The sequence below is a fragment of the Spirillospora sp. CA-294931 genome (genome assembly GCF_050946795.1).
Taxonomy (GTDB): domain Bacteria; phylum Actinomycetota; class Actinomycetes; order Streptosporangiales; family Streptosporangiaceae; genus Spirillospora.
On the sequence record NZ_CP192006.1, the window covers coordinates 3,734,117 to 3,749,405 of the forward strand.

The window sequence follows — 15,289 nt, forward strand, 5'->3', positions numbered from 1 at the left end:
GGGTGTGAGCATCCCCCCGCGCACCAGGCTCCAGGCGGCCCGACGACCGGCCGCGATCCTTCTCCTCGTCGTCGTCCCGGGGGCCTCGTCCCCGTGGCACCCGCTGACCTCGTCGGCCTCGATCACCCTGACGCCCGCCTCTTCCACCCAGACCGCAGTTCCCACCGTCGCGGCGGCGGCGTGCCGGGGCTCGTCCGCCTCGGACTACAACGGCGACGGCACCGCCGACCTCGCGGCCGGGGCGCCGTACGCCACCGTGGGCGGCGCCCACCGCGCCGGGTCCGTGGCCGTCAGGTACGGCGGCGGCCCCGCGACCCGGCTCACCCAGCAGGGCGGCGCCGAGCGCGGCGACGGCTTCGGCGCCGCGCTGGCCTCGGGCGACTTCGACGGTGACCGCTGCGCCGACCTGGCGGTCGGCGTCCCCGAAGAGTTCGCCGGGAACCGCGTCCCGGGGGCCGAGGGGCACGGCGCCGTCCAGATCTACCTGGGGTCACGGCAGGGCCTGCGGGCCGGTCCGCTGCTGAACGTCCGCGCGCTCGGCCGGGCCTACGCCACCGACCGGTTCGGCGCCGCGCTGGCGGCGGCCGACCTGGACCGCGACGGCGACGCCGAGCTGGCCGTCGGCGCCCCCGGCCTCAAGGGCGGCGGTGGCGTGGCGGTCTTCGGCCTGCGCGGACGCGGCCTGCGCCCCGGGCCCCTCATGCAGCAGGGCACCCGCTGGGTCGGCCAGAACCCAGCCGAGACCGACGGGTTCGGGACCGTGCTGACCACGGGCGACTTCGACGGCGACCGGCGGCCCGAGATCGCCGTCGGGGCACCCAACGACGGGCCCAAAGGCGAGGGCTCGGTGACGATCCTCGACCCCCTCGCCGGCAAGGCCGACTACATCTCCCAGTCCGAGCCGGGCGTCGGCGGCACGCCCGAGCGCCTGGACGGCTTCGGCACCGCGCTGGCCACCGCCGACTTCGACGGCGACCGCCGCGCCGACCTGGCCGTCGGCGTGCCCGGCGAGGACGGCGGCGGCAAGGCCGCCGTCGGCTACACCCAGGGCGCCGTGCAGATCCTGCGCGGGCCCCTGATGCGCCAGTCCGGGCCCACCTGGACCGGACGCTGGAAGCCGCGCCACTACGACCGCTTCGGCGCCGCCCTCGCCGCCGGAGACCTGACCGCCGACGGCCGTCCCGACCTGGCCGTCGGCGCCCCCGGGCGCAGCGCCGTCAACGTCCTGCGCGGCGCGAGCGGCGGCCTGACCGGCACCAAGGCCCTGACCTACGTCTCGCCCTTCGGGTCCGTGGGTCAGTTCGGCTGGTCCCTGGCCATCCGTCACCGGGGCAAGCGCGGTGACCTGTTCATCGGCGCCCCCGGCGCCCACACCTACGCCGGAGCCGTCACCCAGGCCGCCACGCCCCTCGACCTGGCCGCCCGCGGCCTCACCGGCTACTCCCTCGGCTGACCCCCGGCGGGTCAGCGGGGGTCGAAGGTGCGGGCGCCGTCGGGGACGGTGAAGGTCGCGGCGGTGGCGGCGGGCGCGCCCCTGCGGGTGATGTAGGGGACGGTGCGGAACTCGGCGCGCAGCGCGTCGGGGGCGGCGCGGCAGAAGATGTAGCCGCGGCGCTGGTCGATGAAGGTGACGTGCGGGTTCTCGGCGCGGACCAGCTGGCCGCCCACCGGGTCGCTGTAGCCGTCGCCGTCGCTGGAGATCGAGGTGGCGACCAGCTCGACGCCCGCGCGCGGGGAGCCGGGGTCGTCGAAGTCGGTGCGCAGCTCGTTGGCGTGGGCGACATGGACGTCGCCGGTCAGCACCACGGGGTTGCGGGTGGCGGCCAGGCCGCGCAGGACGCGGTCGCGCTCGGCGGTGTAGCCGTCCCAGCCGTCCAGCGCCATCTCGGCGCCCGGGCCGAGCCGGTGGTCGCGCTGGGCGAGGAAGATCTGCTGGGCCAGCACGTTCCAGCGGGCGCGCGAGCCGCGCAGCCCGGCGTCCAGCCAGCGCAGCTGCCCGGCGCCCAGCAGCACGCGCCGCGCGTCCAGGCGGGCGTCGCAGCCGACGCGGACGCCGTCCTCGCAGGGCTGGTCGTCGCGGTACTGGCGGGTGTCGAGGATGTGGAACGCGGCCAGGTCGCCCCAGGTCACCTGACGGGTCAGCCGGAGCTCGCCGTTCGGGCGCAGCGCCGACGCGCGCAGCGGCATGTGCTCGTAGTAGGCGCGGATCGCGGCCTTCTTGCGGGCGGGGAAGCCGGGGACCTTGGTGCCGGGGGTCGTCCCCGCCCAGTTGTTCTCGACCTCGTGGTCGTCCCAGGTGACGGCCCACGGCGCCGCCGCGTGGGCGGCCTGGAGGTCGGGGTCGGTCTTGTACTGGGCGTGGCGCAGCCTGTAGTCGGCCAGCGACGCGCACTTGCCGCCGACATGGCGGCGGATGATCGGCTGGGCCTGCGGCTTGTCGCCCGCCGAGTCCTCGTAGAAGTAGTCGCCCAGGTGGACGATGAGGTCCGGGTGCTGCTCGGCCATGCGCCGGTAGGCGGTGAAGTAGCCGTGCTCGTAGTACGCGCAGGACGCGGCCGCGAAGGTCATGGACGGCGCCGCCCCGGGCGCCGGGGTCGTCAGGCTCCGTCCGGCGGGGGACAGGTGGCCCTGGGCGCGGAAGCGGTAGAAGTACTCCGCGCCCGGCCGCAGCCCGGTCACCTCGACGTGGACCGAGTGGGCGGACGCGTGGCGGGCGCGGACGCGGCCCGACCTGACCACGCGGGCGAACGCGCGGTCCTCGGCGACCTGCCATTCGACGTCGGTGTCGGCCGAGCCCATGCCGCCGTGACCGTCGGCGGCCAGGGGGCGGGGAGCCAGGCGGGTCCAGATCACGAAGCCGTCGGGGGCCGGGTCGCCGGAGGCGACGCCCAGCGTGAAGGGGTCGGCGGCCCGCCGCCGCAGGGCCGGGAGGGCGCCCGCCGGGACGAGGCCCGCCAGGCCCGTGGTGGCCAGGAACGTTCTGCGTGAGGTGTCCACGGCACCAGTGGACGGGACGAGGTTGATCCCGGCGGAAGCCGCAGAAGACCGCGAGCGCAACGCGGGGTGAAGGGCCGTGTCGGGTCAGTGCTTGGCGCCGACCCCGACCAGCCCGGCGAAGCGGCGCCCGCCCGGCTCGCCGCCCTTGGTGAGCCACTCGGTGGGCCCCACCAGGCCCGGCGGCAGGAGTTCGAACCCGTCGAAGAACCGCAGGATCTGGGCGCGCGGGCGGGCGCCGAGCCGGGCGTTGGCGCCCGAGTAGATCTGCTCGGTCTTGGCCATCTCCCCGGGGAAGGCGTCCGAGGCCAGATGGGACAGGATCAACCGGCTGCCCGGAGCCATCGCGTCGCGGACGCGCGTCACGGCGGCGGTGGCCTCCGCGTCGCCGACGAAGTGCAGCACCGACACGCACAGCACGGCCACCGGCTCGGTGAGATCGAGCAGGGAGCGCACGGCCGGGTCGCCCAGGATCTCCTCCGGGCGCCTCAGGTCGCCCTCGACGAAACCGACCTGGCCGACCCCGCCGAGCAGGGCCCGGCCGTGCACGCAGACCATGGGGTCGTTGTCGACGTAGACGACCCGGGCGTCCGGGCGCGCGCGCAGCGCCACGTCGTGGACGTTGTCCTGGGTCGGGAGGCCGGACCCGAGGTCGAGGAACTGCCGGACGCCCGCCGCGGCGGCGGCGCTCACGGCCGTCCCGAGGAACAGCCGGTTGAGCCGGACGCCCTCGATGACGCGGCCCTCGGAGATCTCGACGACCCGCTCGGCGGCCACCCGGTCGGGCTCGAAGTTGTCCTTGCCGCCCAGCCAGTAGTCGTACATCCGGGCGACGTTGGGGGTGGTGGCGTCCACACCGCCGTCGGCGTCGGTCACGCTCGCCCATGTTCCCCGGCGCGGACGGGCACGGCAACCGATTCGCCCGTAATGCCCGTTCACCGGGTTGACCGGGAAGGTTGTCCGGTCCGTCACCGGACATCCGCTGGCCCGGGTACCCGGGGCTCGGTACGGTCCGGGCGGTGCGATGATCCACCCGGCGAGGGACGCCGGGCGGGTCACGCCGGGAAAGGAGCCGAGATGGCCGCAGGAGGAACCAGGAGCCGCGCGAAGGTCGCCGCGCTGGCGGCGACCGCCGTGCTGCTGCCCGTGCTGGCGGTGGTGGGCCCCGCGGACGCGGCGCCCGGCAAGGACAGGGCCCGCGGGCCGATCGTGCTCGGGCACCGGGGCGCCTCCGGCTACCGTCCCGAGCACACCGTCGCCGCCTACGAGCTGGCGGTGAAGCTGGGCGCCGACTACATCGAGCCCGACCTGGTCCCCACCAAGGACGGCCAGCTGGTCGCGCGGCACGAGAACGAGATCGGCGGGACGACCGACGTCGCCGCCCGTCCCGAGTTCGCCGCCCGCAAGGCCACCAAGACCATCGACGGCAAGGCGGTGACCGGCTGGTTCACCGAGGACTTCACGCTCGCCGAGCTGCGCACGCTGCGCGCCGCCGAGCGGCTGCCCGCCACCCGCCAGCACAACACGCTCTACAACGGCCGCTACCAGATCGCCACGCTGCAGGAGGTCATCGACCTCGCCAAGCGCCTGAGCCGCGTGCACGACCGGCGCATCGGGATCGTCCCCGAGACCAAGCACCCCACCTACTTCCGCTCGATCGGCCTGCCCCTGGAGGACCGGCTGATCACCGCGCTGCGGCGCAACGGGCTCGACACCCGCGACGGCCGGGCCATCGTCCAGTCGTTCGAGCCGACCAGCCTGCGCCTGCTGGACAAGGGCCTCAAGGTGCCGGTGCTCCAAGCGCTGTCGGCGTCCGGCGCCCCGTATGACACCGTCGCCAACGGCCAGGGCCCGACCTTCGCCGAGATGGTCAAGCCCGCCGGGCTCAAGGAGATCGCGACCTACGCCGACTGGATCGGCCCGGAGAAGAACCTGGTCATCCCGCGCAAGGCCGACGGCACCCTCGGCGTCCCCACCACGCTGGTGAAGGACGCCCACGCCGCGCGCCTGAAGGTGGCCCCCTACACCTTCCGCAACGAGAACGAGTTCCTGCCCGCCGACCTGCGCAACGGCACGGTCAAGAGCGACTACGGGCAGGCCCTCAAGGAGTACGAGCTGTACTACAAGACCGGCATCGACGCCGTGTTCAGCGACAACAGCGACACCGCCGTCGTCGCCCGCGAGGAGCTTCACGGCGACAAGGGCTGACCCTCGTCACCGCCGGTGGGCGGGCCGCCTCGACGCGGCCCGCCCTTTCGCGTTGTCGCAGGTCAGTGCGTAGCCGCTGCGATCACGGAGCGTAATGTCGACGGTATGGAAGATCGGGGGCGCTGGGCGGGGCCCGGCGGATTACGTGTCGTCGGGGTGCGGCTCACGGGCTCGCACCGGGTCTGGGCGGACCATCTGGGGGTGCCGCAGGACGCGGGGTCGGCGTTCCTGGTCACCGACCGGGGCGCGCTGGTGGGGCCCGGGTACGTGACCTCCGTGGATGCGCTGGCGGAGCTGGTGGACCTGGCCGAGCTGCGAGGCGGCTGAGAGACTCGGCCACGGCCGCCCGCTCCGCCGAAGGGAAGGAATCGTCCATGCAGCACGAGGTCGTCGTGGTCGGATCGGTCAACGCGGACCTGGTCGTCGGCGTCCAGCGGCGTCCCGAGCCGGGGGAGACCGTCCTCGGCTCCGACCTGTCCACCTTTCCGGGGGGCAAGGGCGCCAACCAGGCCGTGGCCGCCGCCAGGCTGGGCGGCCGCGTGGGCATCCTGGCCAGGATCGGGGACGACGGTCACGGCGACCTGCTGAAGAACGCGCTGAGCAGGGCGGGCGTCGACCTCGGCCATCTGATCCTGACACCCGGGCCGAGCGGTGTGGCGCTGATCACCGTCGGGCCGGACGGCGACAACAGCATCATCGTCTCGCCCGGCGCGAACGGGCGGCTCGAACCCACCGACGTCGAGCGGGCGGGGACGCTGATCGCCGGGGCGGGCGTGGTCTCGTTCCAGCTGGAGATCCCGCCCGCGACCGTGGCGGCCGCCGCGCTGGCGGCCGAGCGGGCCGGGGCGCGCGTCGTGCTGAACCTGTCGCCGCCCGCGCCGGTGCCCGGCGAGCTGCTCGCGCTGTGCGACCCGCTCGTGGTCAACGAGCACGAGGCCGCGTTCCTGCTCGGCGACCGGGACGACCCCGAGACGATGGCCCGGGGCCTGCTGGCCCTGGGACCCCGGTCGGTGGTGGTCACCCTGGGCGCCGAAGGCGCGCTGGCGGCCGACGGCTCGGGCGTCACGGCCGTGCCGTCCCCGAAGGCCGATCCGGTCGACACCACGGGCGCGGGCGACGCCTTCACCGCGGCGCTCTGCCTGCGCCTGGCCAGGGGGGACACCCTCGTCGAGGCCGCCGGATACGCCGCCAGGGTCGGGGCCGCCGCCGTCCGCGGGCAGGGAGCCCAGAGCTCCTACCCGACCCCCGACGAGGTCTAGGCGGGACGCATTTCGGCCAGGGCCTCGGCCACGTCGCGGACATCGGTGCCGAGGTCGAACGCGCTGAGCAGGTGCAGGTCGTCCCCGGTCTCGATCTCCAGAAGGCGGGTGTTGGAGAGCAGCCTCCGGCGCTCGTCCACCCGGATCGTGGTCACCTCGTCCCACGGGATGCGGCGATGCCCCGCGAAGCCCGCCACCACGGTCAGGCCCTCGTCGTCGGCCGCGAGCCGGACCGGGACCAGCAGGTCGCGCAGCGCGAGCGCGCCCAGGCCGAGCACCGCGGCCGCCGCCAGCAGCACGAACGGCCGGTCATCGGTGGTGCCCACGGCCAGGACGGCGACCGCGACGGCGGCCGCGCCCTTCAGGGCGGTCTGGGCCCGGGGGACCGTCCACTGCGTTCTCACGAGCCCCACCGTAGCCGTGACATGGGGTGACATCCGGGTAAAGCATGATCCAACTGATTCCGGCGCGCGGAGGTTCGGTAGCGTCATGGCCATGCGACTCGGCGTGCTGGACGTGGGCTCGAACACGGTTCATCTGCTGCTGGTGGACGCCCACAGGGGGGCACGCCCCCTTCCGGCCTTCTCCCACAAGGCGGATCTGCGGCTCGCCGCGCATCTGGACGAGGACGACAAGCTGTCGGAGGAGGGCGAGCGACTGCTGCGGGCCTTCGTCGAGGACGCCCTCCAGATCGCCGAGGACAAGGGCGCCGAGACCCTCGTGGCGTTCGCCACCTCGGCGGTCCGCGAGGCCGTCAACGGCGAGGAGGTCCTGGAGCGTCTGCGCGAGGGCACCCAGGTCGACATCCAGGCCCTGTCGGGGGCCGACGAGGCGCGGCTGACGTTCCTGGCCGTGCGGCGCTGGTTCGGCTGGTCCTCGGGGCGGCTGCTGGTGGTCGACATCGGCGGCGGCTCGCTGGAGATCGCGACCGGGCTGGACGAGGACCCGGACGTGGCGATCTCGCTGCCCCTGGGCGCGGGCCGTCTCACCCGCGACTGGTTCGCCGCCGACCCGCCGTCGGCGGAGGAGACCCGCAAGCTCAGGCGCCATGTGCGCGCCGAGATCGCCCGGCACGCGGGCGAGATCGTCCGGTTCGGCAAGCCCGACCACGCCGTGGCCACGTCCAAGACCTTCAAGCAGCTCGCCCGCATCGCCGGCGCCGCCCCCTCCTCCGAGGGCCCCTACGCCAAACGGGTGCTGCGCGGCGACGACCTCACCGAGTGGGCCGACAAGCTCCCCCGGATGACCGGCGTGGAACGCGCCGAGCTTCCCGGCGTCTCCGAGCGCCGCGGACCCCAGCTGGCCGCCGGTGCCATCGTCGCCGACGCCGCCATGGACCTCTTCGGTCTCCGTCAGATGGAGGTCTGCCCCTGGGCCCTGCGCGAGGGCGTCATCCTCCGCCGCCTCGACATGATCACCGGGTGACGCCCGGCCCGCCGGTCAACGGCCGCTGAAGCGTCCGCCGAGGGCGACGGGCCGTCCGGCCAGGACGTCGGAGACGGTCGCGAAGGTGTAGCCCTGGGCCGACAGGCGGTCCAGGATCCTCGGGACGGCCTCGACGGTGGTCTTGTGGATGTCGTGCATGAGGATCACCGCGCCGGGGTGCGCGCCGGAGACGGCGCGCTCGGCGACCACCGTCGAGTCGCGGTCGCGCCAGTCGTTGGTGTCGACGTTCCAGAGGGCCTGCACGAGCCCCAGCGACTTGGCGACCTCCGCGACCGTCTTGTTCGCGGCCCCGTATGGCGGGCGCAGGAGCACCGGAGCGCGGCCGGTGGTCGTCCGGACGATCTCCTGCGTGTGCTGCACCTGCTGGTTGACCTGGAGTGCCGGCAGGCGGCTCAGATCGCGGTGGTCCTGGGTGTGGTTGCCGATCTCGTGGCCCTCGGACACCTCGCGCCGCAGCAGGTCGGGGTGGGCGTCGGCGTTGTTGCCGACGACGAAGAACGTGGCGCGGGCCCGGCGCTGGGCCAGCAGGTCCAGCAGGCGGCCGGTGTAGGGGCCGGGACCGTCGTCGAAGGTCAGCGCGACGCACTTGGCCTTCGCGCAGTCGACCTTCGGCGCCCCGGCGGCCGCGGAGGGCGAGGACGCCGGGCTCTTGGGCACGGTGCCCAGGCTCAGCCTCGGCTTGGCGGCAAGCGAGGCGTCGCGGGCGCGGCGGCCGAAGTCCGACAGCATCCCCTCGTAGGTGCCCCGGGCCAGGACGGTCGCGACCCGTCCCGCCGCGCCCGGCGCGATGGCGTAGTCGCTGAACTCGGCCACCAGGTCGCCGTCCACGTTGAAGGCCAGCGAGGAGAACGTCTTGGGATCGGCGGTGACCTGCCCGGGGTTGGCCTGCGTCCCGAGACGTCCCCGGACGAGCTCGGCCAGGCGGCGCAGGCCCTCGGTCCCGTTGAGCAGCTGAGCCGACGACAGGACGGTGCCCGTCCGGCCGTCGTACCAGAGGGTGCGGCGGGCCTCGCCGCCGTTGGCGCCCATGAACGTGGACGTCGTCAGCCGCACGCCCACCACGTCGCGGTCGGCCGCCGCCAGCGACCACTGGATGTTGAGCTCGGGAATCGCGTGCGGTGCCCTGGGCGCCTTGGCGGTGTCGGCCAGGAACGGCTCGATCTCGTCGTTCTCCGACCTGGCCAGCGCCTCGGTCAGCGCGGGAGCCCCGGGGATCTTCGGGTAGCCGGTGAAGAGGCGGCGCCGGTCGTTCTGCTCGCTGCGGGTCGCGGTGCTCAGCCCGGGGACGGCGTCGAGCGTGACCTCCCGGATCGCCGAGCTGTCGGCGACCTGCCGTCCCTGGCGGTCGGAACCGCCCCCGAAGCATCCGGCCAGCGCGCACGAGGCGGCCAGCGCCGCCGCGGCGTGCGGGAGCCATCGGCGACGTCTGCCCGCGAACAAAGCACCCCCAGTGACCCGTCGTTCATCGCTTGACGGTTGGCCAGCGTATGTCGGTGTCTGCCGAGAAATGCCGGATTGTGTCCGTGTGGGCGGAGTTTTGCCGGGGTCCGAGGGGAACTTGGCACGACATTGACCAAGCCCGGTCTCGTGCCGGACCCTCGTGCCTCTGGCCGTAACGCCTCGCACTCTGCCAAGGTGAAAGCGATGGGTCCGCCCGCCGCCGGAGGGGCGGCGATCGGGTGCGACCCCGGGCGATGGAGGGGATCGCCGATGGAGAGCCGCGCCGCCGGGCCAGGGCGGGAACTGGGGCCGGACGACCCGACACGGGTCGGCCCCTACGAGATCGACGCCAAGATCGGCGAAGGCGGCATGGGCGCCGTCTACCTCGGCCGCGACGCCGAGGGCCGCCGCGTCGCGGTGAAGGTCGTCCGGCCCGAGCTCGCCGACGACCGCGCGTTCCTGGCCCGCTTCCAGGACGAGGCCCGCAACGCCGAGCGCGTCGCGTCCTTCTGCACCGCCCAGGTCCTCGACCACGGCACCGACCTGGGCCTGGCCTACCTGGTGACCGAGTACATCGACGGCCCCTCACTGCTGGAGCACATCTCCGAGCACGGCCCGCTGCAGCCCGGCATGCTGCACGGCGTGGCCGTCGGCGTCGCCGCCGCCCTGGTGGCCATCCACGCCTCCGGGCTGGTGCACCGCGACCTCAAGCCCAGCAACGTCCTGCTCTCGATCACCGGCCCCCGGGTGATCGACTTCGGGATCGCCCGCGCGCTCGACATGGCCTCGTCCCACACCAAGACCGGCCAGCTCGTCGGCACCCCCGGCTACATCGCGCCCGAGCAGGTCCTCACCCAGCAGGTCACCCCCGCCGTCGACATCTTCGCCTGGGGCTGCCTGCTCGCCTACGCCGCCAACGGCCGCAACCCGTTCGGCCAGGGTTCCTTCCAGATCATGATGGGCCGCGCCATCCATGCCGAGCCCGAGCTCGGGGCGCTGACCGAACCGCTGGCGAGCCTGGCCCGCGCCGCCCTCAGCAAGGCGCCCGAACAGCGTCCGACCTCCCGTGACCTGCTGCTCAACCTGGTCGGCGGCGGCGCCTCCGAATCGGCCGTCACGACGTCCCTCGGCGAGTCCTGGCTGCCCCCGCCCCTCCCGGACGTCAACGGTGCCCCGGAGAGCGCCCCCGACCGTCCCGGCGCCGCCTTCGGCCAGCCGGGACCGCCGCCACCGTTCAAGCCCGACACCGAGCACGGCCAGCCGGGGCCTCCGCCGCCCCTCGACCCGGCGACGGCCGACCGCCCGGCCACCGATCCCGGCCGGTCACCCGCCGGAACGGGCGACCGCCCGAACACCGGCTCCGGTCAGCCGTCCGCCCCGCCCGTGGCGGCGGCCGGGTTCGCCCAGCAGCCCGAACGTCCGGAGGCGGGGTTCGCCCAGGCGCCCGCGCCGCCCGCCGGACCGTCCGAACGTCCAGGGGCGGAGTTCGCTCACCCATCGGCGCCGCCCGCCGGGCCGTCCGAACGTCCGCCCGGCGGGTTCGGTCAGCCGCCCGCGGGGGCGGGGCATCCGGGGCGGGAGATGCCGGGGGATCGGTCGTCGTTGCCGCCGCCGGGGCCGCCTCCCGTGGTGGTGTCGCCGGGCGGCGGCGCCAAGCGCCGCAAGACCGGGCTGGTCCTCGCGGCGGCGGCCGTGGCCGCGGTGGCGATCGCGGGCGGCGGTTACCTGGTGACGATGCTCGGCGACGACGAGGGCGACCCCAAGGCCGGGAAGGTGTCGCCGAGCGGTTCGGCCGAGTCCCTCACTCCGCCGACCGATCCGATGCTCGTGCGCCTCGACACCAAGACCGGGTGGCCCAACCCGTGCCACGCCGACATCGGGCGCTACACGCCGGGCGGGGCCGTGACCACGCTGGTGAGCGGCGGCAAGTGCGACATGCTCCCCGAGTACTCGCGGGACAAGAGCAAGATCGCCTTCACCCGGCGGGACGGCTCCCGGCACGAGGCGTGGGTGATGAACGCCGACGGCGGCGGTCAGCGCCGGGTCGGCGAGATCGCGGGCGGTCGGGTCACCTGGTCCAGGGACGGCAACTCATTGATCGCGATCGGCGCTGTGAACGGAGTCGGGGAGATCTTCCAGTACCCGATGGACGGAGGCCGGCCCAAGCAGCTGACCACCGACCACTCCGCCAAGGACGACCCGATGGTGTCGTTCTCGACGGGACTCCTGGCGTTCTGGACCAGGCGGGACGGGGTGGAGACCATCTACACGATGGACCCGGGCAACCCGTCCGCGCCCTGGAAGAAGGTGACCGGCGACGGCGTGCGCGCGGTCGATCCCGAGTGGTCGCCCGACGGCAAGACGATCGCCTACACGCGCGGGCGGTCCGGGGACGCCGAGATCTGGACGATCGAGGCCGACGGCACCGGCGCCCGGAAGCTGACCTCGGGGGACGAGCACGACATGGACCCCGCGTGGTCACCGGACGGGAAGTGGATCTGCTACGTCCGGGGCGACGTGCGCAAGCCGACGCTGCGGGTGATCCGCGCCGACGGCCGGGGCGACCGGCCGTTCGGACCCAAGTCCGGGACGGTCGGCCACCCCAACTGGACGTGACGATGGGCGGGGCCGCACGGCCCCGCCCATCACCGGGTCAGCTCACGGCCGCCGCGAACACGTGCAGGGGCGAGCTCGAAGGCAACCGGACCGCGCGCACCTCCTTGCCCGGGTCGAGGGCGATCGCGCCGCTGTAGACGCGGTAGTCGACGGTCGGGTACTGGTTCGCACCGTCGGCGGTGTTCTTGCCCTTGACCGAGAACGCGATCTTCGCGTCGCCGGTCGCGGTGCAGCACCAGTTGGGGAAGGTGACCTTGCCGGTGCCGGTGGTGCCGTCGGCGTAGTAGACGGTCACCGTCCCGCCCGCTCCGCCGCCCGCGGTCGCGGTGCCGAGCAGGCCCAGCCGCGCGCCCTTGCCGGACACGGCGACGACCTGGTCGCGTCCGGTGGCGTTGTCGGGCTTGCCGCCGGACGCCGAGACGGGCCAGGTGTAGGTCGTCCCGTCGGCCTTGACCTCGCCGCCCGGCGTGACACCGGCGGCGGCCAGGGCCTGCTTGGAGAAGCTGGAACCGCTGCCGTCCAGGTTCCCGGCCTTGGTGTCGGCGTTGTCGGACACGCCGGTGTTGTCGAAGGCCGAGGCCAGGGACGCGTAGGCGACCTTCACCGACGCGGCCGAACTGGCCCGCTGCGGGCCGTGCGCCTCGTAGTCGGCCGTGGCGTGGAGCGTGGCCTGTCCCGGTTTGGCGTCCGCCGGGACCGTCACCTTGACGGTGCCGGACGCGGTCTCCCCGGAACGCACCTTCGCCAGCGTCGTGCCCTGCGCGGCGGGCCAGCCCTGCGGGAGGGCGAGGCCGAGCTTGACGCCGTTGAGCGTCCGGCCGGTCCGGTTGGTGAAGGAGACCTTCACGTCCTCGGACGTGCCGGGCAGGACGAACGGCGGCGTCACGACCGAGGTCGAGGCGTACTGGTCGCTGGGCGTGCGCCCGCCCACGGCCGAGGTGCCGTTCAGCGTGACCGTCCGGCTCTCGCCGACCGGGACCTGCGGCGTCGTGACGGTCACGACGCCCTTGTCATAGGTCCAGCCGGTGATCTCCTTGCCGTCGATGGCGACGGTGGACGGCTTGGTGCCGGTGTGCACGGTCAGCTGGTACGGCCGCGCGGTCGGCTTGCCCTCGTAGTCGCCGGTCAGCTTGCCGATCTCGACCTTGACCTGGCCGCCGCCCTGCTTGGGCGCGTCGACCTCGAAGTGCTGGCGGCCGTAGGCGCCCTGCTGGAACCCGCGGGTGACGCCGTCGTCGGCGTACAGGTCGAACGACGAGCGCCCGGACGGGTAGACGTCCAGCGTGATCGGGTCGCCGGGCTTCTGCTCGTGGGCGTTGTTGATGCCCGCCTTGTTCATCGGGACGACCGCTCCGGCCCGCACGAACAGCGGCAGCCGGTCGAGCGGGGCGTGGTAGCCGTTGAGCGTGCGGCCGCCGTCGTGGACCTGGCCGGTCCAGTAGTCGATCCAGCGGCCCTCGGGCAGGTAGATGCCGTCGCGGGTCTCACCGGAGGTGTAGACGGGGGCCACCAGGAAGTCGCGTCCGGCCAGGAACTCGTCCTTGGCGCCCTCCTCCCAGGTGCGGGCGTCGGTCGGGTACTCCATGACCAGCGGACGGTTGATCGGCGCGCCCGTTCGGTGCGCCTCGGCGGCGTAGGTGTACAGGTAGGGCAGCAGCCGCTCGCGCAGCTTGAGGTAGTTACGGTTGATGGAGGTGGACGGCTCGCCGCGCCGCCAGGGCTGCTTGTCCTTGGACGCCCAGCCCGACATCGACATCAGGACCGGGTTGAACACCTTCCACTGGAGGTCGCGGACGTACGACTCGTCCGACCCGCCGAAGATCCCGTCGATGTCGCCGGTGCTGTAGGCGATGCCCGACAGCCCGCTGCCCGCGATCGCGGGGATCTGCCACTTGATGGAGTCCAGGCTGCCCGAGTGGTCGCCGGTCCACTGGACGGCGCAGCGCTGCGTGCCGGACCAGCCCGCGACCGTCCAGGCGAAGCCGCGCGCCGAGGAGTACTTCTCGATGCCGCCGTGGGCCTCCTCGCAGCCGCTCAGCGCCTTGCGGTAGCCGGCGCCGATCCAGGCGACGTCGAGCTTGCGGACGCGGACGCCCGCCTTGCCGACCTCGGCCTCCTGGTTGGGCAGGCCGTTCTCGGTCCACAGGCCCATCTGCTGGCCGCGCTCGCGCAGGCCCGCGCCGGTTTCGGGTAGCTCGACATAGCCGCAGCCGTAGCCGTCGTTGACGAGCATCCAGCCGTTGGGCATGTCGTTGTCGCGGTACGCCTGCGCCACCTTGATCGCGTCGGGGGTGCGCATCTTGCCGGGCGTCGGCTTGTGCTGCGAGGTGGGGCTTGAGGTGTTGTAGCAGTCGGCGTCGCCCATCTCCATGCCGTAGATCGGGGGCATGAAGGGACGGCCGGTCAGCTCGGTGTAGCGGTCGATGGGGGTCTTGAGGTCGCTGGCCTTGGGCGCGACGAAGTAGTAGGCGTCGAAGCGCTGCTCCTGCTGGGTCGTGGCCACCGGGTCCTTGAAGGAGTAGGAGCCCTTGCTGAAGGTGTTGCGGAAGACGCCGTAGCCCGCGGTGGTCTGGTAGAAGGGCGCCGGGTTGGGGTGGCCGCCCTCCTTGTCCCAGACGCCGTCGGGGAAGATCCCGATGGTCTGGTCGCGGTGGTTGAGCCGTCCCAGCTGCATGCCGCCGCCGAAGAACTGCTCGCGCTCGCCGCGCCGGAGCGTCTGCGTGGTGCCGGTGGAGCTCCAGGTGAGCGGCTTGGCCTCGTCGAAGACCAGGCTGCCGTCGGCGCGGTGCGCGCTGAACAGCGGGGTCTTCTTGGTGACCTTCACCGACACCTTGCCGGTGCTGAACTCGTACCGGTCGCCCGCGCCGTCCAGCTTGACCGGCGGCGGCGTGTAGTCCTTCTTGGCCACGATGTTGGCCGACGGGTCGCCGGGCTTGCCCGGAGGGGTGTTGGCCGGGTCGGTGAAGTTTCCATCGGGGGCGAGCCAGAGCCGGAACGCGTCGTCGCGGAGGAAGACCAGGCGGACCTTGGCCTTGCCCGCGTCCAGCGTGAAGGTGCCGTTGCCCTCGTCCTTGACTCCCGTGATCTCGCCGAGCGTGTCCCCGTCGGCCTGGGCCGCCGGGGCGGTGAACGGTACGGCCAAGCCCGTCAAGAGCAGACCCACCGCCAGCGGATGCGCGAATCTGCGCATAGAACCGTCCTTTCGCGCGCATTTGAGCGTCAGTGGGATCTAACGCCAGGCTCGCGGTGCTGTCACGCCCCCGGGTGGTCACGATTGGGTCGCGAGTTCGTTCGGGCACGCATGGAACGAGGCCCCGTCCGTTCGC

At 73.5% G+C, this 15,289-nt stretch carries 11 protein-coding genes; 6 read left to right on the forward strand and 5 right to left on the reverse strand.

The features are described from left to right. The first annotated feature begins 4 nt into the window (after nucleotides 1-4). The gene (locus ACQPY4_RS16640; protein WP_433337260.1) at nucleotides 5-1,453 is read left to right on the forward strand and encodes an FG-GAP repeat protein; all 1,449 of its coding nucleotides are present in this window, start codon (nucleotides 5-7) and stop codon (nucleotides 1,451-1,453) included. A gap of 11 nt (nucleotides 1,454-1,464) precedes the next feature. Here ACQPY4_RS16640 and ACQPY4_RS16645 read toward each other — a convergent pair whose 3' ends face one another. Both ACQPY4_RS16645 and ACQPY4_RS16650 read right to left on the reverse strand, forming a co-directional pair. Next, the gene (locus tag ACQPY4_RS16645; RefSeq protein WP_433337262.1) at nucleotides 1,465-2,997 is read right to left on the reverse strand and encodes an alkaline phosphatase D family protein; all 1,533 of its coding nucleotides are present in this window, start codon (nucleotides 2,995-2,997) and stop codon (nucleotides 1,465-1,467) included. An 84-nt stretch (nucleotides 2,998-3,081) separates the two neighbouring features. Then, nucleotides 3,082-3,870, reverse strand: coding sequence for an SAM-dependent methyltransferase (locus ACQPY4_RS16650; RefSeq protein ID WP_433337264.1), 789 nt, complete (start codon nucleotides 3,868-3,870; stop codon nucleotides 3,082-3,084). Between the two features lie 201 nt (nucleotides 3,871-4,071). Between ACQPY4_RS16650 and ACQPY4_RS16655 the strand changes: the two genes are divergently transcribed. From ACQPY4_RS16655 to ACQPY4_RS16665, 3 genes are all read left to right on the forward strand, one after another. Beyond that, nucleotides 4,072-5,202 (forward strand): glycerophosphodiester phosphodiesterase, encoded by a 1,131-nt coding sequence (locus ACQPY4_RS16655; RefSeq protein WP_433337265.1) that lies wholly within the window; start codon nucleotides 4,072-4,074, stop codon nucleotides 5,200-5,202. Between the two features lie 105 nt (nucleotides 5,203-5,307). Then, a complete protein-coding gene (locus ACQPY4_RS16660) occupies nucleotides 5,308-5,529 on the forward strand; it encodes a hypothetical protein (protein ID WP_433337267.1) in 222 nt (73 codons plus the stop codon). A 47-nt stretch (nucleotides 5,530-5,576) separates the two neighbouring features. Further along, on the forward strand, nucleotides 5,577-6,461 hold the full coding sequence (locus ACQPY4_RS16665) for a ribokinase (RefSeq protein ID WP_433337269.1): 885 nt from the start codon (nucleotides 5,577-5,579) through the stop codon (nucleotides 6,459-6,461). Here the strand turns inward: ACQPY4_RS16665 and ACQPY4_RS16670 are convergent. Beyond that, entirely contained in the window at nucleotides 6,458-6,865 is a 408-nt protein-coding gene (locus ACQPY4_RS16670; RefSeq protein WP_433337271.1) for a PH domain-containing protein, read from the reverse strand. The genes ACQPY4_RS16665 and ACQPY4_RS16670 overlap by 4 nt on opposite strands. A 91-nt stretch (nucleotides 6,866-6,956) precedes the next feature. Between ACQPY4_RS16670 and ACQPY4_RS16675 the strand changes: the two genes are divergently transcribed. Then, nucleotides 6,957-7,886, forward strand: coding sequence for a Ppx/GppA family phosphatase (locus tag ACQPY4_RS16675; RefSeq protein ID WP_433337273.1), 930 nt, complete (start codon nucleotides 6,957-6,959; stop codon nucleotides 7,884-7,886). A 15-nt stretch (nucleotides 7,887-7,901) separates the two neighbouring features. Here ACQPY4_RS16675 and ACQPY4_RS16680 read toward each other — a convergent pair whose 3' ends face one another. Beyond that, a complete protein-coding gene (locus ACQPY4_RS16680) occupies nucleotides 7,902-9,347 on the reverse strand; it encodes a polysaccharide deacetylase family protein (protein WP_433337275.1) in 1,446 nt (481 codons plus the stop codon). A 270-nt stretch (nucleotides 9,348-9,617) separates the two neighbouring features. Here ACQPY4_RS16680 and ACQPY4_RS16685 point away from each other — a divergent pair, with 270 nt between their 5' ends. Next, entirely contained in the window at nucleotides 9,618-11,963 is a 2,346-nt protein-coding gene (locus ACQPY4_RS16685; RefSeq protein WP_433337277.1) for a protein kinase domain-containing protein, read from the forward strand. Nucleotides 11,964-12,000: 37 nt separating this feature from the next. Here the strand turns inward: ACQPY4_RS16685 and ACQPY4_RS16690 are convergent, their stop codons facing one another. Next, nucleotides 12,001-15,153 (reverse strand): TIM-barrel domain-containing protein, encoded by a 3,153-nt coding sequence (locus ACQPY4_RS16690; RefSeq protein ID WP_433337279.1) that lies wholly within the window; start codon nucleotides 15,151-15,153, stop codon nucleotides 12,001-12,003. Between the last annotated feature and the right edge of the window lie 136 nt (nucleotides 15,154-15,289).

What these genes read in the sequence shown, in the direction of transcription:
- ACQPY4_RS16655 (WP_433337265.1), top strand. Translation starts at nt 4,072, where the DNA reads ATGGCCGCAGGAGGAACCAGGAGCCGCGCGAAGGTCGCCGCGCTGGCG.
- ACQPY4_RS16660 (WP_433337267.1), top strand. Translation starts at nt 5,308, where the DNA reads ATGGAAGATCGGGGGCGCTGGGCGGGGCCCGGCGGATTACGTGTCGTC.
- ACQPY4_RS16665 (WP_433337269.1), top strand. Translation starts at nt 5,577, where the DNA reads ATGCAGCACGAGGTCGTCGTGGTCGGATCGGTCAACGCGGACCTGGTC.
- ACQPY4_RS16675 (WP_433337273.1), top strand. Translation starts at nt 6,957, where the DNA reads ATGCGACTCGGCGTGCTGGACGTGGGCTCGAACACGGTTCATCTGCTG.
- ACQPY4_RS16685 (WP_433337277.1), top strand. Translation starts at nt 9,618, where the DNA reads ATGGAGAGCCGCGCCGCCGGGCCAGGGCGGGAACTGGGGCCGGACGAC.
- ACQPY4_RS16690 (WP_433337279.1), bottom strand. Translation starts at nt 15,153, where the DNA reads ATGCGCAGATTCGCGCATCCGCTGGCGGTGGGTCTGCTCTTGACGGGC.